Genomic DNA, 18,850 nt, shown 5'->3' with positions numbered 1-18,850 from the left:
GCGGGCGCTTAGGCCGCCGGAGTGTCGTTACAGCCCATTCGGGCGACGAGTTCAGCTGCGGCGCGGTCGACGTCGTCATTAATGATGGTGACGTCGAATTCTGGCTCCGCAGCAAGTTCTATCTTAGCGGTTTCTAATCGACGCTGCTGTTCTTCCTCGGACTCTGTGCCGCGTCCGATCAACCGCTTGACCAGATCCTCCCAGCTCGGCGGGGCCAGGAACACGAACTGTGCCTCCGGCATCCGGCTGCGAACCTGACGCGCGCCCTGGAGGTCAATCTCCAGAAGCACCCGCTTGCCTTCGGCAAGTGCCTCTTCAACGGTGGAGCGCAGCGTCCCGTAGCGGTGCTTCTTATGCACAGTGGCCCACTCCAGGAAGGCATCTTCATCCACGAGCTGGTCAAAGCGGTCAGCATCGATGAAGAGGTAGTCCTCGCCGTCGATCTCTCCCGGTCGCGGCGGCCGGGTAGTAGCAGAGACGGAGAAATGGACCTGCGGGTAGGTGGCGCGGATATACCGGCTCAGCGTTGATTTACCCACAGAGGTGGGTCCCGCCAGAACGGTGACAGGGGGAATATGGTCAGGCATCAGCCCAATTGTGCCAGATGCTTGGCCAAAGCTCCTCGCTGCTTGCTGCCGAGTCCGCCAAGACGACGGTTGATGGACACACCATGATCCTCCAGGATCTTGGTGGCTGTGACACGGCCTACTCCGGGCAGTGCTTCCAGCAGCTCGATAGTCTTCAGCCGCGCCACAGCCTCAGAGGAATCAGCCTGTGCCAGGACCTGCTCGAAGCTCAAACGGCCATTTCCGAAGTCGCGTTTAACCTCGGCGCGTTCGGTGCGAGCCGCCAGGGCCTTCTTACGCGCAGTATCGCGTTCTTCCTGAGTCAGTTCTCGCAGTGCCACAGTACTTCTCCTTGCCGCGCCCGATCGGGTCAATGTCTGAGCCAGAATCTATCCGCAATTCTCGTCAGGGGCAATAGGATGTGACGCCTATTAAGCGAGTTCAGGGGTTTTTCCCAGTATTTAACCCCAGGTCAGCTACGGATTCTTCAATAGCCGCGATGAGCTCGGCCACGTGTGGGCCGCGCTGCAGAATACCGCGGGATGAGTTCACCAGCACCTGATCCCAAGCACCACCAAAGCTGCGCCGCATCTGCTCTGCTGTAGCGCCCTGGGCCCCGTATCCCGGCGCGAGCAGCGGCGGGCGGCTGAACTCCAGGTCAATAGCGTGGGACTGCGCGAGATGTGCAGTGGTGGCGCCGACGACGAGGCCGATACTGCCCAGCGGAGCATCCGGGTCATGTGCCTGGTTAGCTGCCGCGGTCTGAGCGACGATGTCGCCTGCCACGGTCTGACCTCCCGCGCCAGCCAGCTGCACCTGCTGGCCTTCTGGATTCGAGGTCAGTGCAAGGACGAAGAGACCGGCCCCGAAGCGCTGAGCGGTCTCCACCGCTGGTTGCAGCGACCCGAAGCCCAGGAAGGGACTGACGGTGAGCGCATCAGCGGCAAACTCGCTCTGCGGGTTCAGCCAGGCCTGGGCGTAGGCTGCCATAGTGGAGCCGATGTCACCGCGTTTGGCATCTGCAATGATCAGCAGCCCTGCCGCCCGAGCCTCGGCAGTCAGTTCGGCCAGCACCTGCATACCTGCCGGGCCATAGGCCTCAAAGAATGCCACCTGCGGTTTCACTACGGCGACACGGCCGGCACAGGCCGCAATAACCCGACTGCCGAATTCCCGCAGACCAGCGGCATCGTCGCTGAGTCCCCAACTGGTCAGCATTCCTGGGTGCGGGTCGATCCCCACACACAGCTGACCCTTCTCTGCGATGGCCTGCTGAAGGCGCCGGCCGAAGGACGGGCGTTCTGGCTCGCTCACGGCCGACGCCCCGCTCACTTCTGGCCTGCTACGGCGAGGCCTGCCTCGTGGAGGCGGGCGGCATGCTCCTGCAGGGACGAGACCGACCATTCAAACTGCCCCAGAGCCTCGATCGCCTGAACAGCAGCGCCGAACTCAGCGACAGTGGTGATCACCGGAATGCCGAGGCTGGTAGCTGCCGCGCGGATCTCATACCCGTCGCTGCGAGCATCACCACCGGAGGGAGTGTTGATGATTAGCGAGATCTCCCCGGCCTCAACAAGCTCCAAGATGGTGCCCTTCTCCTGGGGCGTTTCACCGATCTTCTTGACCTGCTCACAAGCCACGCCATTGCGGCGCAGAACATCGGCGGTACCGCCGGTGGAGACCACAGAGAAGCCCAGGTCCGCCAGACGCTTGACCGGCATGATCACCGCGCGCTTATCCCGGTTCGCCACCGAGACAAAAACCTTCCCAGCGGTGGGCAGCGGGTTATTCGCGGCCAGCTGTGACTTGGCGAAAGCCGTGTCGAAGTGCTTGTCGATACCCATGACTTCACCGGTGGAGCGCATCTCGGGGCCCAGCAGGGAGTCCACTACACGGCCCTCGGGCGTGCGGAAGCGGGCGAAGGGAAGCACAGCCTCCTTCACCGCCACCGGGGCGCCCGGGGGAAGCAGCGAACCGTCTCCGGTGGCTGGCAGGAGTCCGGCCTGGGTGTGGCCGGAACCTGCTCGAAGCTCAGCGATGCTGACGCCGGTGCCGATCAGCGCGGCGGCCTTGGCCAGCTGGACGCCGGTGGCCTTGGAGACGAACGGCACGGTGCGCGAGGCCCTGGGATTCGCCTCAATGACGTACAGCACATCGGAGGCCACCGCGAACTGGATATTGATCAGCCCCCGCACCCCTACACCGGAGGCGATGGCGGCGGTGGCCTCACGGACCCGGGCCAGCACATCCGGGCCTAGGGTGATAGGCGGCAGCACACAGGCGGAGTCGCCGGAGTGGATACCGGCTTCCTCGATGTGTTCCATGATGCCGCCGAGGTAGAGATCTTCGCCGTCGTAGAGGGCATCGACGTCGACCTCAATGGCGTCTTCCAGGAACCGATCCACCAGCACCGGATGCTCGGGGGTGACTTCTGTGGCGTTCTCGATATAACGAGCCAGGCCGGCCTCGTCGTAGACGATCTCCATACCGCGTCCGCCCAGCACGTAGCTGGGGCGCACCAGCACCGGGTAGCCGATGGAATCAGCCACTCGCTTCGCGTCCTCGAAGCTGACTGCTGTGCCGTTCTTCGGCGCAATCAGTCCCCCAGCTTTCAGCACCTGATCAAAGGCTCCGCGGTGTTCAGCAAGGTCGATGGCTTCCGGGCTGGTACCCAGAATCGGCACTCCGGCATCAGCGAGCTGCTGGGCCAGCTTCAACGGGGTCTGCCCGCCCAACTGCACGAAGACACCGGCCACTCCCCCGGTGCGCTCCTCGGCGGCGATGACCTCCAGAACGTCTTCCAGCGTCAGTGGCTCGAAGTAGAGCCGGGTCGAGACGTCATAGTCAGTGGAGACGGTTTCCGGGTTGCAGTTGACCATGACGGTCTCGTATCCGGCCTCACGCAGCGCCATGGTGGCGTGCACGCAGGAGTAGTCGAATTCGATTCCCTGTCCGATCCGGTTCGGGCCCGATCCCAGAATGATCACCGAGGGCTTTTCGTGCTCGGCGATCTCATCTTCGAGGTCATAGCTGGAGTAGTGGTACGGGGTGAAGGCGGGGAACTCCGCCGCACAGGTGTCCACGGTCTTGTACACCGGACGGATGCCCAGTGCATGGCGCAGGCCCCGCACCACTGCCGGATCCATGGAGCGCAGCTGGCCGATCTGCACATCGGAGAAACCGTGCCGCTTGGCAGTGCGCAAGGTGGCGACGTCGAGCTCTTTAGCCTGCGTCACCTCCTGGGCGGTCTCATTGATCAGCTGCAGCTGGTCCAGGAACCACGGGTCGATGGCGGTGATCTGGTGGATTTCCTCCGGGCTGACGCCGGCCAGCAATGCGCGCTGGACCTGGTAGAGCCGGTCGGTGGTGGCTGTGGCCATACCCTGTTTGAGCTGCTCCAGCTCGTCTTCGGTCACAGCGGCGAAGCTGAATTCGCTGCCGCGCTGTTCCAGGGAGCGCAGAGCCTTCTGCAGCGCCTCGGTGAAGTTGCGGCCGATCGCCATCGCCTCGCCCACCGATTTCATAGTGGTGGTCAGTGTGGGGTCAGCTGCCGGGAACTTCTCGAAGGCGAAGCGCGGGACCTTCACCACCACGTAGTCCAGGGTGGGCTCGAAGCTGGCCGGGGTCTTCTGGGTGATGTCATTGGGGATCTCATCCAGGGTGTAGCCGACCGCCAGCTTGGTGGCGATCTTGGCGATCGCGAAGCCGGTGGCTTTGGAGGCCAGCGCCGAGGAGCGGGAAACCCGGGGGTTCATCTCGATGACGACCACGCGGCCGGTCTTGGGGTCCACCGCGAACTGGATATTGCAGCCACCAGTGTCCACGCCGACTTCACGGATCACGTTGATCGCGATATCGCGCAGCTTCTGGTACTCACGGTCGGTCAGGGTCATGGCTGGAGCCACGGTGATCGAGTCACCGGTGTGCACGCCCACCGGGTCGAAGTTCTCAATGGAGCAGACGACGACGACGTTGTCATTGGCATCGCGCATCATCTCCAGCTCATACTCCTTCCAACCGAGGATGGACTCCTCCAGGAGCACCTCCGTGGTGGGCGAGTACTGCAGGCCAGCACCGGCGATCCGGCGCAGGTCATCCTCGTTGTAGGCCATGCCGGAGCCCAGGCCGCCCATGGTGAAGGAGGGACGGACCACCATCGGGTAGCCCAGCTCCTCTGCAGCGGCGAAGGCCTCCTCCATGGAGTGGACGATGACGGAGCGGGCGGACTCGCCGCCGGAGCGCTCCACCACGCCCTTGAACTTCTGCCGGTCCTCACCCAGCTCGATGGCGGCAATATTGGCCCCGATGAGCTCGACGTCGTACTTTTCGAGAACTCCGGACTTATCCAGTGCGATAGCCGTGTTCAGCGCAGTCTGCCCGCCAAGGGTGGGAAGCAGCGCGTCGGGGCGTTCCTTTTCGATGATCTTGGCGACCACCTCGGGGCTGATCGGCTCCACATAGGTGGCGTCTGCGAACTCCGGGTCCGTCATGATGGTGGCGGGATTGGAGTTGACCAGGATGACCCGGATGCCCTCTTCTTTGAGCACGCGCAGTGCCTGGGTGCCGGAGTAGTCGAACTCTGCGGCCTGGCCGATGACGATCGGGCCGGAGCCGATCACCATCACGGAGTTGAGATCGGTGCGCTTAGGCATTCTGGTCGTGTCCTCCTGTAGCGGGGGCGAGTGAGTCTGCTGAAGGGCGCCGGTCGGCCGGCGGAAGGGTGTCGGCGCCGGTGGCGGTCTGACCGTCACGCTGGGCCTGGATGAGTTCTACGAAACGGTCGAAGAGGTATACCGAGTCATGGGGACCAGCGGCAGCTTCGGGGTGGTACTGGACGCTGAAGGCAGGGATGTCCAGGCAGCGCAGACCCTCCACCACGCCGTCGTTGAGGCTGGAGTGGCTGACCTGCACACGGCCGAACTGGCTCTGCGGTGCGGTCACCACCTCACCGATGGGTGCATCGACGGCGAAGCCGTGATTCTGGCTGGTGATCTCCACCTTGCCAGTGGCGTGATCGATGACCGGCTGATTGATGCCGCGGTGGCCGAAGGGCAGCTTATACGTGCCGAAGCCCAGGGCGCGCCCGAGGATTTGGTTGCCGAAGCAGATGCCGAAGAAGGGCTTCTTCGCCTCCAGCACCTCGCGCAGCAGTCCGATCTGGGTGCTGGCGGTAGCCGGGTCGCCCGGGCCGTTGGAGAGGAAAACGCCGTCGGGGTTGAGCTCTTCGATCTGCGCGTACGTGGTAGTCGCTGGCAGCACATGAACGCGCAGACCTCGTTCGGCCATGCGCACCGGGGTCATCGTCTTGATCCCCAGATCAATGGCGGCCACGGTGGCGATAGGCTCCGCAGTCCAGCCGTGATCAGCCGGTTCGATGACGTAGGCCTCGGTGGCGGTGACTTCCTCGGCCAGCCGGGCGCCGAGCATATCGGGCTGGTTGATGACCTCGTCCAGCAGTTCCGGGCGCGGGCGGTTGGCGGCCTCGCCGGAGAAGATGCCCGCTTTCATCGCGCCCTTATCGCGCAGCCGGCGGGTGATGGCTCGGGTGTCCAGGCCCTTGATGCCCACAATCCCCTGCGCGGCGAGCTCGTCATCGAGGCTGCGGGCTGAGCGCCAGTTGGAGGGTCGGCGGGCGGCATCGCGCACCACGTAGCCGGCAACCCAAATCTTGCGGGACTCCGGGTCCTCATCATTGATGCCGGTATTGCCGATATGCGGAGCGGTCTGCACCACAATCTGCCGGGCGTAGGACGGATCAGTCAGCGTCTCCTGGTAACCGGTCATGGCGGTGGAGAACACGGCCTCGCCCAGGGTGATGCCTACTGCGCCATAGCTGGTGCCCTCGTAGATGCTGCCGTCTTCCAGGACCAGCAGGGCACCGGTGGCGGCGGCCCCGGTGCGGGGGGCTTCATTGGTCATCATGCGGTCGTCTCTCCTTCGACAGTGCTAATCCCGGTGGCCTGCAGAGCCTGCAGCAGTGCCCGTCCTTCTTCGGCGCGGCGCGGTCTGAATCCTGTTTCCACGGCGGCCTCACCCAGGGTCCAGCCCAGCAGAATGACTCCGTCGCGTTCGACGAACTTGCCCACCATGCCGCGACCGGTGCGCGCGGTCGTCAGATCCGCCGCAGGGATGAAGACGTTGCCGGCTCCGGCGCGGAAGATCGCCACCCCAGGGGTTGTCGCCTCGGTATGCAGTTCGATGCGGCCGTGAGTCCGCAGTCCCAGCTGGTGGACTGCCACCCGGTCGAGGTAATCCCCGGCTTTCACGGTACCGATGATCATGCCCTCGGCGGCCGCTTCCGGTTCGGCTTCCAGCAGCGTGGCCGGAATCTCGGCCGGTGCAGGAATCTGCTGCTGGCGGCGCTTGCGGTTGCGCCAGCCCAGCCAGATCAGCGCGCAGAAGACGACGACGACGGCTAAGGAGATCCACAGATAGTTCAGGTAGGTGCCTGTCATATCCGGGCGGGTGGTGGCCTCAGCGATACCAGTGATGAGGGTGCCGTTCATGGGCGGCTGTCTCCTGTTCTGCCGGGTAGTCCAGCCTGGGAAGAAATCGGGGTGGCCAGGGCGCCGTCGAGCACAACGGGGTGTCCGGACAAGAACGTGGCGCGCACTTGTCCTGGCAGCTGGAGACCGCGGAAGGGAGAGTTGCGTCCCTTGCTGGCATGGGCATCAGGGCGGACTTCTCGCACCGCTGCCGGATCCACCAGAATCAGGTTGGCGGGCTCACCGGCGGCGATCGGACGGCCCTGGTGGGCATGACCATAAATCTGCGCTGGGCGCTGCGAGGTCACTTCGGCAAAGCGCCGCCAGCCGATCAGGCCGGTGTCCACCATGGCGTGCTGGACCACGGAGAGCGCAGTCTCCAGGCCGGTCATTCCCATGGCCGCCTGCACCCATTCGCATTCTTTGTCCTGGGTGGGGTGCGGAGCGTGGTCGGTGCCGATGACATCAATAGTGCCGTCAGCCAGACCCGCGCGCAGCGCCTCGACGTCTTTCTGGGTACGCAGCGGCGGATTGACCTTGTACACCGGGTCATAGCTGCGCACCAGCTCGTCGGTGAGCAGCAGGTGGTGCGGTGTCACCTCGGCGGTGACGCTGATGCCGCGTTCCTTGGCCCAGCGGATGATCTCCACGCTTCCAGCGGTGGAGACATGGCAGATATGCAGGCGGGCCCCCACATGCTGGGCCAACAGCACATCGCGGGCGATGATCGCCTCCTCTGCCACAGCGGGCCAGCCGGGCAGGCCCAGCACTGCGGAGACTTCGCCTTCGTTCATCTGCGCGGCATTGGCGGTGCCCCATGCCGTGAGGCTGGGATCCTGGGCGTGCTGGGCGACGAAACCGTCGATGGACTTCACATACTCCAGGGCGCGGCGCATCAGCTGCGGGTCTGCCACGCAGTGACCGTCATCGGAGAACATCCGGACTTGCGCGGAGGATTCAGCCATGGCGCCCAGTTCAGCCAGTTTCTCGCCCTTGAGGCCAACGGTGACCGCTCCTACCGGGTAGACCTCGCTCCAGCCGGCCTGCAGACCCAGTCGGTGCACCTGCTCGACGACGCCGGCGGTATCTGCCACCGGCGAAGAGTTGGCCATGGCGTGGACCGCAGTGAAACCGCCCAGGGCAGCCGCCCGGGTGCCGGTCTCCACGGTCTCAGCGTCCTCGCGCCCGGGTTCGCGCAGGTGGGTGTGCAGATCCACCATTCCGGGCAGGACGATGAGGCCCTCGCCGTCGAGCGTGGTCAGATCAGTCTCCTCGGCACTGCGCTGCACCGCCTCTGCCCCCACGGCGAGAATCATCCCGTCGCGGAGCAGCAGGTCAGTGGCGTCCTCACCGTAGGGCTTAGCATCGGTGATCAGGTAGGAGGTCATGCTTTAGCTCCAGTCAGCAGTAGGTGCAGGACCGCCATGCGTACGGATACTCCGTGGGAGACCTGCTCGGTGATACGAGAGAGCGCCGAATCAGCGGCGGCGGCAGAGATCTCCACCCCGCGGTTCATCGGACCAGGGTGCAGGATGAGCACCTGGGAGTCGGTGTTGCCCAGCCGCAGCTGCTCAACGACGGCGAGACGCTCATCGGTCAGCCCCCAACGGCGGGTGTATTCAGCACTGTTGGGGAAATACGCCCCGCCCATGCGCTCGGCCTGAATGCGCAGCATCATGACCGCATCCGGTGCTGCGGCCAGCGCCTCATCCAGGCTGTAGTAGACGGTCACCGGCCAGGAGTCGATACCCACTGGCAGCAGAGTGGCGGGAGCGACAAGGCTCACCTGTGCGCCGAGGGTGTTCAGCAGCCAGATATTGGACCGGGCTACTCGGGAATGCAGGATGTCCCCCACGATGAGCACCTTCATGCCGGTCAGGTCTGCACCCCGGGGGCTGCTGCCGTGAGCTGCACTCCAGCCACGGCGCAGGGTGAGAGCGTCCAGAAGTGCCTGAGTGGGGTGTTCGTGGGTGCCGTCGCCGGCGTTGACCACCGCTGCTTCGGTCCAGTCTGAGGCGGCAAGCTGCGCCGCGGCACCGGAGGCACTGTGCCGGATAACGATGGCATCGGCCCCCATGGCGCCCAGGGTCTGCACCGTGTCCTTCAGCGACTCGCCTTTGGAGACTGATGACCCCTTGGCCGAGAAGTTGACCACATCGGCCGAGAGCCGCTTGGCTGCCGCTTCAAAGGAGACCCGGGTGCGGGTGGAGTCCTCATAGAAGAGATTGACCACAGTGCGTCCCCGCAGCGTCGGGAGTTTCTTGACCTCACGCTGGGAGACGGCGTCCATCTCTTCCGCGGTGTCCAGAATGGCCAGCGCGTCGGCGTAGCTGAGGTCTGCGGTGGAGAGCAGGTGTTTCAGGCTCATGCGGTGCCTCCAGCGGGGCCGCGGGTGATGATCACAGACTCATCCTCGGCGGGTACCTCGTCGATTCCGTGCAGCCGTACGGAGACTCGTTCATCGCGCGAGGTGGGGATGTTCTTGCCCACATGGTCGGCCCGAATGGGCAGCTGACGGTGACCACGGTCCACCAGCACCGCCAACCGGACTGCTTCGGGGCGGCCGATGCCGGAGAGCGCATCCAGGGCTGCCCGCACGGTGCGCCCGGAGTAGAGCACGTCATCGACTAGAACCACCGTGGCGCCGTCGACCCCGCGGGCGGGAACTTCAGTGGGCTCAGGAGTGCGAGCAGAGTGAGCGCGCAGGTCATCCCGATACATAGTGATGTCCAGGGCGCCCAGCGCAGCGGCGGGATCAAAAGCGGAATCAATGCGCGCCAGCTTCTCGCCCAGGCGCTTGGCCAGCGGTACTCCACGGCGCGGGATTCCAAGAATGACGAGGTCCTCGACACCGCGATGGGTCTCGACGATCTCATGGGCAATGCGGGTCAGAGCGCGCTCAATATCTGCAGCACTCATCACCTGTGAGGTCTCAGGTGTGGTGTTCACCATATCGACTCCTTCCTCGCCTCACGGGACGATCCTTAAAGGAGCTGTATTGTCCTGTTCACTCTACCGCACACCGCCAGGCCCGATAACGGCTGTGACGGTGGCTCAATCGCCGTAGAACGCAGAAACTGCCGGAACTCCAGCGTCACGGGGCTGGAGTTCCGGCAGTTTCTTGAGATTTATGTCAGAGGCCCTCGCGGTGCCCCGAAGGTCGACAGAGCGCTATGCCTCGTCATCCTCTGTCACCTCGGTCAGTGTTGGCTTTAGCTTCTGGATCCGACCCAGCACTCCGTTGACGAAACGTGGGGACTCCTCTGTGGAGAGCTCGCGGGTCAACGCCACTGCTTCAGCCACGGCCACGCCGTCGGGGATATCCGGGTTATGCAGGATCTCCCAGGCGCCGATGCGCAGTGCCTGCAGGTCCACGCGAGGCATCCGCTCAATGGTCCAGCCGCGGGCGTAGGTGCTCAGCAGTTCGTCGATGGTCTCGCGATGCTCGACAACACCGTTGACGAGGACCGGCACGTACTCGTTAAGCACCTGGTCGGTGGTGCGGGCGCGTGAGGCCAGGACCTCGGCGGGGCTGAGCTCGCGCTGCTCTGCCTCGAAGAGAATCTCCAGTGCCCGGCGCCGGGCTTTGCTGCGTGCTGCCAAGGGATTACTCGGAGACCCGGCCGAGGTAATCGGAGGTGCGGGTATCGACCTTCACCTTGGTGCCCTGGTCCACGAAGAGCGGAACCTGGATCTCGTGGCCGGTCTCCAGGGTGGCGGGCTTAGTGCCTGCGTTGGAGCGGTCGCCCTGCAGACCCGGCTCGGTGTAGGTGATCTCCAGGATGACTGAGGGCGGCATATCCAGGTACAGCGGGGTGCCCTCGTGCATGGCGATGGTCACCTGCTGGGACTCCAGCATGAAGTTCGCGGCGTTGCCGACGACGGCGGCCGGGACGGTGATCTGGTCATAGTCGCGCAGATCCATGAAGACGAAGTCATCGCCGTCCTGGTAGAGGTACTGGTAGTCAGAGCGGTCCACCACAGCGAACTCCACTTTGGCACCAGCGTTGAAGGTCTTATCGACCACTTTGCCGGAGAGCACGTTCTTCAGCTTGGTGCGCACGAAGGCTCCGCCCTTGCCGGGCTTCACATGCTGGAACTCCAGAGTGTTCCAAAGCTGGCCCTCGAGTTTGAGGACAGAGCCGTTCTTGATGTCATTTGAAGTTGCCACGGAGAGGTTTTACCTTTGCGTCGAAAGTGGTGAACCGGATACCAGCGCTCTATCCTACAGGGTTACAGCGAGATGGTCGGGCTGGCTGCTTCCCCGATCTCCTGATAGGCGGCGAAGAGGATCGATGCGTCCGGGATCTCCACGGTGGCAGGCTGGCCCTGACCGTTGAGCAGAACGAAACGCAGAGTGTCCCCACGGTTCTTCTTATCTCGCCGGATGCCTTCCAGCAGCTGGTTCCATCGATCATCCCGGTAGGTGATCGGCAGCCCGAGGGAGGTGAGGATATTGCGGTGCCGGTCCACCAGATCGTCATCGATGCGCCCCAGGCTGCGGGCCAGCTCTGCAGCGAAGACCATACCCACGGAGATCGCAGCGCCGTGGCGCCACTGGTAGCGCTCGGCCAGCTCAATGGCGTGACCCAGCGTGTGACCGTAGTTGATGTGCTCGCGAACACCGGACTCGTAGGCATCTTTGCTGACCACATCAACCTTGACCTGGATGGCACGGATGATGAGTTCGCGCAGCTGCTCGGAATGCGGGTTCTGCGCCTGCTCCGGGGAAGATTCGATAATCTCCAGAATGCGCTCATCGGCGATGAAACCGCATTTGACCACCTCAGCCAGGCCGGCCACCAGCTCGTTGCGCGGCAGCGAGATCAGCGTATCCAGATCCGCAAGCACCCCGGCAGGTTGGTGGAAGGCTCCCACCAAATTCTTGCCCTCGGCGGTGTTGATTCCGGTCTTCCCGCCCACAGCGGCGTCCACCATGCCCAACAGGGTGGTGGGCATATGCACTACGCGCACACCGCGCAGCCACGTGGAGGCCACAAAACCGGCCAGATCAGAGACTGCGCCGCCACCCACTGAGACTACGGCGTCGCTGCGGGTGAAGTCGTTCTGTCCCAGAACCTGCCAGCAGAAGGCTGCCACTTGAATGTGCTTGCCTTCTTCTGCGTCGGGGATTTCAGCCACCATGGCCTGATAGCCGGCCTTCTCCAGGTCCTCGCGCACCACGTCTCCGGTGGCCCGCAGCGCACGCGGATGGATGACGAGCACCCGTTCGGCCTGGTGACCGATCAGCTGGGGCAGGCGAGCCAGCAGACCGTTACCGATCACGACGTCGTAACCCAGCTCCTGACCTCCAGTGCCAGCTCCCTCCCCCACGGTGATGATGGTCGGTTCAGTCTGGGTTGTCTCCTGCTCGGGGAAAGTCTCGGTGGTGTCGGGAAAATCTGTCATGAGCGCTCGCTCTGCTCCTTATGTATGGACGAAGCTTCAGGGGTGTTTGCATCGGTAGATAACGCAGCTGGCGCCGATGAGGCGCTGTGCAGGGCTTCGACGATGGTACCGACTCGCGCGTCAATAGTCGCCTCTTCGGCGCTGATCACCACGTTTGCGCATTGACGGTAGAGCGGCTCGCGTTCGGCGTAGATACGTGTCCAGATGCCCACTGGGTCTCCAGCGAGCATAGGGCGGGTACTGGCATCACCGATCCGTGCGGCCGCTTGATCAGCGGTGATATCGAGCATGACGGTGAAATGTCGTTTCAGGAGTTCGCGGGTACGCGGGCTCAGAATAGACCCGCCGCCCAGGCTGATGACAGAAGGCCGCGGTGCATCCAGCAGCTCCGCCACGATCTTCTCCTCTTCCGCCCGGAAGGCCTGCTGGCCGTGGACGGCGAAGTACTCCGGGATCGGTCCATTGCGGGCTACGAAGAAGTGATCGGTGTCCACATGCGGGCGTTCCAACCGGCGAGCAAGGGCTGCCCCCACAGTAGATTTCCCGGATCCCATGGGGCCGATCAGCACAATATTGCGGTGCTCACCACCCCGGATGTCAGTGCCGCGCGGTTCATTCCCACGCGGTTCAAGTCCGCTGGGCATAGCCGCTCATCCCATGGCAGCCGGAGGCTGGAGCGGATCGCCATCACTTCCGGCCAATGACGGGTCCCCGCCCAGCACCGGCAGGTTCTCCAGGTAGGTGGACAGGTTCCGCTGCAGCTCAGCGAGACTGTCGCCGCCGAATTTCTCGATCACAGCCTCGGCGATCACCAAAGCCACCATGGCCTCAGCCACCACACCGGCAGCGGGAACTGCGCAGACATCACTGCGCTGATGGTGGGCAGTGGTCGGCTCGCCGGTAGCGGTATCCACTGTTCGCAGGGCGCGTGGGACGGTGGCGATCGGTTTCATCGCCGCGCGTACCCGCACAGTGCCGCCGATGCTCATCCCGCCCTCAATGCCGCCGGCCCGGTTGGTGCTTCGGATCACGCGGCCCCCGGCGTCGCGCTCAATCTCATCATGGGCCTGCGAGCCGCGGCGGGCGGCAGTGCGGAAACCATCGCCGACTTCAACGCCTTTGATGGCCTGAATGCCCATGAGCGCGCCAGCCAGGCGTGCATCCAGGCGACGGTCCCAATGCACGTAGCTGCCCAACCCAGGAGGCAGCCCCTCAACCACCACTTCAACAACTCCGCCGAGGGTCTCCCCTGCCTTGTGTGCAGCGTCCACCTCAGCGACCATCGCTTGTGAGGTCTCCGGGTGGAAGCAGCGCAACGGGTCAGCGTCCAGGGCATCAACATCAACTGCACTGGGCAGTGCCGCATCCTCGGGGACACCTACTGTGCCCACTGCGGTGGTGTGGGATACGGTGCTGATGCCCAGCCCCGCCAGCAGTTTCTGCGCCGCAGTACCCAGGGCTACCCGGGTGGCGGTCTCTCGCGCTGAGGCCCGCTCCAAGACCGGACGTGCTTCGCTGAAACCGTACTTCTGCATCCCGGTGTAATCGGCGTGCCCGGGACGGGGTCGAGTCAGCGGAGCGTTGCGTGCCAACCCCTCAAGTTCGGTGGGATCCACCGGGTCGGCGGACATCACCTTGTCCCATTTGGGCCATTCGGTGTTGGCCACCTCGATAGCGACCGGCCCACCCATGGTGAGTCCGTGGCGCACACCGCCGAGAATCTGCACCTGATCTTGTTCGAACTTCATGCGAGCGCCACGACCGTAGCCCAGCCGCCGCCGGGCAAGGCGTTCCTGAATATCCTCAGTGGTCAGCTCCACCCCGGCGGGAAGGCCCTCGATGATGCCCACGAGGGATTTGCCGTGTGATTCTCCGGAAGTCAGCCAGCGCAACATGGATTCCATCCTAGTTGAGCGCAGCACCGCCACCGAGCGCGGCCCGCATGCTGTCCACCATCTGAGCGTGTGAACTCTCGCTCAGCGGCCCAGCCGGATGCGCTGTGTCCGCAGTGAAGAGCTCCACCTGGTGCACCGCCTGATGCAGCAGCATCGCTAGGCCACTGACGACGACGCCGCCGGAACGCTCCCAGCCAGTGGCCAGCGCCGAAGGCCAGGGATCATAAGCCACGTCCAGCAGCGCCGTGCCAGCTGGCAGGGTGGGAAGATCAGCTCCGAGCTGATCGGCGGCACGCGGCGGCAAGGTGCTGACCAGTGCCTGCGGTACCAATCCCTTGCTCAAGTCTTGATGGAACAGCTCCAGGGGGCGCAGCAGCAAGACCAGGCCAAGAGCGTCAGCGACTGGCTCCAAGGAAGCCGCCCGCTCGGGAGAGCGGGCATACACTACCGCGGAGCCGAAGCCCATTTCCGCTGCGGCTGCCAATGCTGCAGCAGCAGTGCCGCCGGCTCCTATGAGGCCGAAGATCCGCTCCGTAGCTGGCGGTGTTGGATTCGGCTCGTCCGCGCCGGCAGAGACCTCGGCGAAAGCCTTGATGATCCCATCAACATCAGTGTTCTCTCCGTGCAGGCGCCTCGCGCCATCCTCGCCGGTGCGATGCACCACGGTGTTCAGCACGCCGAGGGTTCGAACGCGGTCCGAGACTGTGGTCATGTGTCCTACCATGGCCGATTTCAGCGGCATCGTCACAGACCAGCCGAGCCAGTCCGGCCCTGTACCAGCTTCCTGGAGAAACTCTCCCAGGGTGGACTCATCCACCTGGACTCGGGTGTAGTCAACGTCCAACCCCAGGTGCCGGTAGGCAGCACCGTGCAGCTGCGGGGATTTCGAGTGGCTGATGGGTGAGCCGAGAACTGCAGCCCGCAGCTTTCCCGCAGCGGCCGGCACCGCGGTAGCGCCGCTCATTCGGAGAGTTCCTCCTCAGCGGACTCAACCTCCGCGGGACTGCAGACTCCCGGGTTATCAGCACAGTACTGGTTGAACTCCGCGACATCTGCGAGGTGCTCGTCATACCACTCGTTGAAGCGGGTCTCCCCCGTCTCGAGGTTGACGGTCACCCAGAAATAGGCGTTGGTGTCCAGGTTCGGATTTGCCGCAGCTCTTATGGTGTCGTGGATAGGCGCCGCGATCGGCCCCGGGGGCAGTCCCGGATGGGCGAAGGTGTTGTACTCATTCGACTCATCACGGCGCTCTTCGTCTGAGAAGTGAACATCGCCGGTGCGGTTGAGTCCGTAGTTGACCGCCGCATCAATCTGCAGGTGTCCCTCGGTGCCTTCATGCTCCGGATTCTCGATGCGGTTATGGATGGCGCCGGCCATAGTCCGGTAGTCGTCCATGCGCTCTTCCTGTGAACGCTCGGGGCTGATGGTGTTATTAGCCTCGGCAGTCAGCAACGACGCCACGATGATGGTTTCATACTGCTCGTCTGGATCTTCCACACCGGCTTCTTCGAGCAAATTGAAGGTGCGGTCCACTAGGGCCTGCAGAACAGTTTCCGGAGATTCAGCCTGTTCCGGAGTGAGTCTGTACTCACCGGCTCCGAGGAAGCCCTCGAGCGTGCGTGCTTCTTCCGGCAGGCCGTACTGCTGGGGATCCTGCGCCGCAGCTTCAAGTTCCTGATAGCTGAAGGGGATCTGACTGTTCTCGCCTTCGGCGACTTCACGCAGGGCATCCTGAATACGTGCGCCCGGCGTGACCGATGTATAGAAGTCCACTTCGCCCTCTCCGAAGAGGATGTTCACAGCATCAGCCGCGGGCATCTGCTCGCGCAGCTGGTACTCGCGCGGGTGGATCGCCGGTTCGCCCTCCATATCGGCAAGCGCGGTGTTGAAGGAATCCGCGCTGGCGATGATCTCTTCATCCACCAACCGGTTCCGCACGGACTCGAAACCTTCGCCTTCATTAATGACGAAGGTGATGGTCTCTCCGCTGGCAGCCTCGTAATCCTGCGGCCCACCGCGTCCCAGCAGGGAGTTGATAATGACGACGACGCCGATGACCATCACGGCGAAGCCCGCCAGTGCGAAGGTCAGTGTGATGTTTCGACGACGCCGCTTGGCCTGGCGCTGCTTCAGCACGCTGAGGCTCACCCGGCCATCCACTGGGGTCACAGTCTGGTAGCCACGGCCGAAGCCGGAAGCCCCCACGAGGACGGGGTGCCCATGCTCGTCATGTTCGATTTCTCCCTCATAGTCCTCGTCCCATTCGCTGTAGTCACCGAAAGGATCGAAGGCGCCCTGCCCATGGTGCTCGCTGTAGTACTCCGCACCGTCATCATGCCCAAACTCTGTGTCTGATGGCTCGGGCGAGATGGGGCTGCCTGCTACGACCTGTTCAAAAGGGGTAGAAGGACTGTTGGAGGCACGTGGCGCCGGTGAGTCTGACGGAATAGGCGCGGGAGTGGGGACTGTGCCCTCAGACGCGGCCGACTTCTGCTGCGAAGTCTGGTGCTGAGTGCGTCGGGAGAGGAATGAAGGCTTGCTCTTTGCTGAGGCCTTTGGAGTGTCCTGCTGGCCAGGAGGTGTTGCTGCTGCGCGGCGGGAAACTGCCGGCATACCGGGCGTCTTTGCTGCGGCGCCCTGCGCTGCACTGCTCTGGGCTGCGCTGTTCTGTGCTGTGCTGTTCTGGGCTGCGCGGTTTTGGGCTGCGCTGTTCTGTGCTGGGCCGTTGCGGCTTGTCCTGCGAGGGTCGGGCTCTTGCCCGCTGGTCTGCTTGGGATCTGAAGCCACCGGTCCGGTTGGGAGGCCCTGCGCTGCGTTGTCCAGATTTGCCGCTTTGCGCTGTGCTTCTTGGTCGAACAGCGGCGGAGAATCTGCGGCCGTCGAGGCGCTACTCAGTCGACGGACCGCGGATTCACGTTCGCGCGCGGCGGCGCGCTCGCGCTCGCGGGCCTCGCGAATCTCGCGGCGACGACGCCGAGAACCCGCCTCGGGGGTCTGTTCATCGCTCACGCAGATTCCTCACAGGACATATCGACGGCAAGTGCAGGTGCAGGTGAGCGCAGGGCCCATCCACAGCTTTCGCCAGTGTAATGCATTCGTTATCTTCAGGAGGACTTCAGCATCTCCAGCCAGCTCTGTCGAGCCGCCAGTGCATCTTCTGCTTCCTTTTGCGCGGTGGCATCACCTGCGGCACGCGCCTGCTCAAGATCCTGTTCCAACTGGGCGATAGTCTCTTCGAGCTGAGTGACCATATCGTTCTGGCGCTCATTCTTCACCGGGTCGGCCCGCTTCCACTGGGCACCCTCCGCCTCCCGGAACGCGTCCTGGATCTCAGTGATAGCCCGTTCCATGCGCTTGACATCGTTGCGCGGCACGCGTCCTGCGGCATCCCATTCATCGAGCAGCTTGAAGTACTGTTCTTTGATGGCCTGGGGCTTGGTGAACGGCATCAGATCGCGCAGTTTTTGAAGAATCTCTTCCTTCGCCACCAGGTTGTTGGCGTATTCGGCGTCGATCTGCTTATTGGCCTCGTCACGGGCGTTGAAGAACACATCCTGAGCGGCGCGGAAACGTGTCCACTGCGCGTCCTCAGTCTTCCGGGGTCCGCGCCCGAGCGCCTTCCAACTGTCCATCAGCCGGTGGTAGGCCTTGGTGGTAGCACCGTAGTCGGTGGAATTCTGCAGGGACTCGGCTTCAGCGATCAGTGCTTCTTTCGCCTTCTTGATCTCGGCTGCTTCCTTATCGCGGCGCACGAAGAAGGCCTTGCGGTGGCGCTCGAAGGTGCTGCGCGCCTCTCGGAATCGCTTCCACAGCGGGTCTTCCTGTGATTTGCTCAGCCGGGGCGGGGTGCGCTGCTCGGTCTTCCAGGTCTGGAAGAGTTCCTCCATACGTGCCTGTGCACTCTTCCAGTGCTGGCTCTCCGGGTCGGCAGCGGCGAGCTTTTCAGCCTCAGCCACAATGTTCTCCCGCACCTGAAGCTTCGCAGCCACGGCCTCGTCGTTCTGCTTCTTCTCGAGTCCGGCGATCTCGTCAATGCCAGCGCTGATCTCGCCCAGCAGGGTTTTCAGACCGTTGACGTCACCAAGCCAGGTGCCGCCGTCGAGTTCCTTCTCCAAAGACTTGAGACTGCCGCGCAGCGCGGAGGACGAGTCCGCCTGAGTGGCCACCCGGGCGCCCAGCAACAGGGCCCGGTTGTAGAGCTCATCGAACTTCCGGGTGAAGTACTGCAGGGCCTCATCTTCGCCACCGCCGGTGGAAAACTGGCCGATATAGGTCTCCTCCCCCTCGGCGGGCGTGAGGTAGACATGTCCTTCGGCATCCACTCGGGCCAGCTGGCGGGCTTCTTCCAGAGAGGTCTGGTGATAGGTGGGCTTCACTGCAGGGCTCATGGCACCAGGGTACCGCTTCACAGCCACCGGCTATGATGGTCAGGTTTGGGCTGCGCACATTTTCGCCCCGAACCCGCCGATCCAATCCCCACCACAGGAGTCCTGCA

General features: G+C 63.7%; 17 protein-coding genes. All 17 read right to left on the bottom strand.

Features of this window, described 5'->3' with window-relative positions:
* Window positions 1-8: 8 nt before the first annotated feature.
* Window positions 9-587 (bottom strand): guanylate kinase, encoded by a 579-nt coding sequence (gmk, locus tag ABEA23_RS12070; protein ID WP_345478254.1) that lies wholly within the window; start codon window positions 585-587, stop codon window positions 9-11.
* Window positions 587-907, bottom strand: coding sequence for an integration host factor, actinobacterial type (gene mihF / locus ABEA23_RS12065; RefSeq protein WP_345478253.1), 321 nt, complete (start codon window positions 905-907; stop codon window positions 587-589). Before mihF ends, gmk begins: the two co-directional genes overlap by 1 nt.
* A gap of 100 nt (window positions 908-1,007) precedes the next feature.
* Window positions 1,008-1,880, bottom strand: a complete 873-nt coding sequence (pyrF, locus tag ABEA23_RS12060; protein ID WP_345478252.1) for an orotidine-5'-phosphate decarboxylase — start codon at window positions 1,878-1,880, stop codon at window positions 1,008-1,010.
* A gap of 14 nt (window positions 1,881-1,894) precedes the next feature.
* On the bottom strand, window positions 1,895-5,218 hold the full coding sequence (carB, locus tag ABEA23_RS12055) for a carbamoyl-phosphate synthase large subunit (protein WP_345478251.1): 3,324 nt from the start codon (window positions 5,216-5,218) through the stop codon (window positions 1,895-1,897).
* Window positions 5,211-6,485, bottom strand: coding sequence for a glutamine-hydrolyzing carbamoyl-phosphate synthase small subunit (carA, locus tag ABEA23_RS12050; RefSeq protein ID WP_425577216.1), 1,275 nt, complete (start codon window positions 6,483-6,485; stop codon window positions 5,211-5,213). The genes carB and carA overlap by 8 nt, the downstream gene beginning before the upstream one ends.
* Window positions 6,485-7,072: a PH-like domain-containing protein gene (locus ABEA23_RS12045; RefSeq protein WP_345478249.1), complete on the bottom strand. Its 588-nt coding sequence runs from the start codon at window positions 7,070-7,072 to the stop codon at window positions 6,485-6,487. The genes carA and ABEA23_RS12045 overlap by 1 nt, the downstream gene beginning before the upstream one ends.
* A complete protein-coding gene (locus ABEA23_RS12040; protein WP_345478248.1) occupies window positions 7,069-8,439 on the bottom strand; it encodes a dihydroorotase in 1,371 nt (456 codons plus the stop codon). Before ABEA23_RS12040 ends, ABEA23_RS12045 begins: the two co-directional genes overlap by 4 nt.
* Window positions 8,436-9,413: an aspartate carbamoyltransferase catalytic subunit gene (locus ABEA23_RS12035; RefSeq protein WP_345478673.1), complete on the bottom strand. Its 978-nt coding sequence runs from the start codon at window positions 9,411-9,413 to the stop codon at window positions 8,436-8,438. The genes ABEA23_RS12040 and ABEA23_RS12035 overlap by 4 nt, the downstream gene beginning before the upstream one ends.
* Before the next feature lie 2 nt (window positions 9,414-9,415).
* Window positions 9,416-10,003 (bottom strand): bifunctional pyr operon transcriptional regulator/uracil phosphoribosyltransferase PyrR, encoded by a 588-nt coding sequence (gene pyrR, locus ABEA23_RS12030; RefSeq protein ID WP_345478247.1) that lies wholly within the window; start codon window positions 10,001-10,003, stop codon window positions 9,416-9,418.
* Window positions 10,004-10,222: 219 nt separating this feature from the next.
* On the bottom strand, window positions 10,223-10,654 hold the full coding sequence (gene nusB / locus ABEA23_RS12025) for a transcription antitermination factor NusB (RefSeq protein WP_044492728.1): 432 nt from the start codon (window positions 10,652-10,654) through the stop codon (window positions 10,223-10,225).
* Window positions 10,655-10,658: 4 nt separating this feature from the next.
* Window positions 10,659-11,222: an elongation factor P gene (gene efp / locus ABEA23_RS12020; protein ID WP_044492729.1), complete on the bottom strand. Its 564-nt coding sequence runs from the start codon at window positions 11,220-11,222 to the stop codon at window positions 10,659-10,661.
* A gap of 62 nt (window positions 11,223-11,284) precedes the next feature.
* Window positions 11,285-12,460, bottom strand: coding sequence for a 3-dehydroquinate synthase (aroB, locus tag ABEA23_RS12015; protein ID WP_345478246.1), 1,176 nt, complete (start codon window positions 12,458-12,460; stop codon window positions 11,285-11,287).
* On the bottom strand, window positions 12,457-13,104 hold the full coding sequence (locus ABEA23_RS12010; RefSeq protein WP_260072369.1) for a shikimate kinase: 648 nt from the start codon (window positions 13,102-13,104) through the stop codon (window positions 12,457-12,459). Before ABEA23_RS12010 ends, aroB begins: the two co-directional genes overlap by 4 nt.
* Before the next feature lie 6 nt (window positions 13,105-13,110).
* Window positions 13,111-14,355, bottom strand: coding sequence for a chorismate synthase (gene aroC, locus ABEA23_RS12005; RefSeq protein ID WP_345478245.1), 1,245 nt, complete (start codon window positions 14,353-14,355; stop codon window positions 13,111-13,113).
* A 10-nt stretch (window positions 14,356-14,365) separates the two neighbouring features.
* Window positions 14,366-15,319: a shikimate dehydrogenase family protein gene (locus ABEA23_RS12000; RefSeq protein ID WP_345478244.1), complete on the bottom strand. Its 954-nt coding sequence runs from the start codon at window positions 15,317-15,319 to the stop codon at window positions 14,366-14,368.
* Window positions 15,316-17,364 carry an endolytic transglycosylase MltG gene (locus ABEA23_RS11995; RefSeq protein ID WP_345478243.1) on the bottom strand — a complete coding sequence of 683 codons (2,049 nt, stop codon included), beginning with the start codon at window positions 17,362-17,364 and terminating at the stop codon, window positions 15,316-15,318. The genes ABEA23_RS12000 and ABEA23_RS11995 overlap by 4 nt, the downstream gene beginning before the upstream one ends.
* A 95-nt stretch (window positions 17,365-17,459) precedes the next feature.
* Window positions 17,460-18,743 carry a DUF349 domain-containing protein gene (locus tag ABEA23_RS11990; RefSeq protein WP_345478242.1) on the bottom strand — a complete coding sequence of 428 codons (1,284 nt, stop codon included), beginning with the start codon at window positions 18,741-18,743 and terminating at the stop codon, window positions 17,460-17,462.
* Window positions 18,744-18,850: the final 107 nt, after the last annotated feature.

The sequence above is a fragment of the Nesterenkonia rhizosphaerae genome, assembly GCF_039544555.1.
Lineage (GTDB): Bacteria > Actinomycetota > Actinomycetes > Actinomycetales > Micrococcaceae > Nesterenkonia > Nesterenkonia rhizosphaerae.
Note: the sequence above shows the minus strand (reverse complement) of the source record. Positions and strands in the feature narration are given on the sequence as shown.

Coding starts and splice junctions, on each gene's coding strand:
- carB (WP_345478251.1), bottom strand. CDS start 5,218: ATGCCTAAGCGCACCGATCTCAACTCCGTGATGGTGATCGGCTCCGGC.
- gmk (WP_345478254.1), bottom strand. CDS start 587: ATGCCTGACCATATTCCCCCTGTCACCGTTCTGGCGGGACCCACCTCT.
- aroB (WP_345478246.1), bottom strand. CDS start 12,460: ATGACAGATTTTCCCGACACCACCGAGACTTTCCCCGAGCAGGAGACA.
- ABEA23_RS12010 (WP_260072369.1), bottom strand. CDS start 13,104: ATGCCCAGCGGACTTGAACCGCGTGGGAATGAACCGCGCGGCACTGAC.
- ABEA23_RS12000 (WP_345478244.1), bottom strand. CDS start 15,319: ATGAGCGGCGCTACCGCGGTGCCGGCCGCTGCGGGAAAGCTGCGGGCT.
- ABEA23_RS12045 (WP_345478249.1), bottom strand. CDS start 7,072: ATGAACGGCACCCTCATCACTGGTATCGCTGAGGCCACCACCCGCCCG.
- carA (WP_425577216.1), bottom strand. CDS start 6,485: ATGACCAATGAAGCCCCCCGCACCGGGGCCGCCGCCACCGGTGCCCTG.
- pyrR (WP_345478247.1), bottom strand. CDS start 10,003: ATGGTGAACACCACACCTGAGACCTCACAGGTGATGAGTGCTGCAGAT.
- ABEA23_RS11990 (WP_345478242.1), bottom strand. CDS start 18,743: ATGAGCCCTGCAGTGAAGCCCACCTATCACCAGACCTCTCTGGAAGAA.
- ABEA23_RS12040 (WP_345478248.1), bottom strand. CDS start 8,439: ATGACCTCCTACCTGATCACCGATGCTAAGCCCTACGGTGAGGACGCC.
- aroC (WP_345478245.1), bottom strand. CDS start 14,355: ATGTTGCGCTGGCTGACTTCCGGAGAATCACACGGCAAATCCCTCGTG.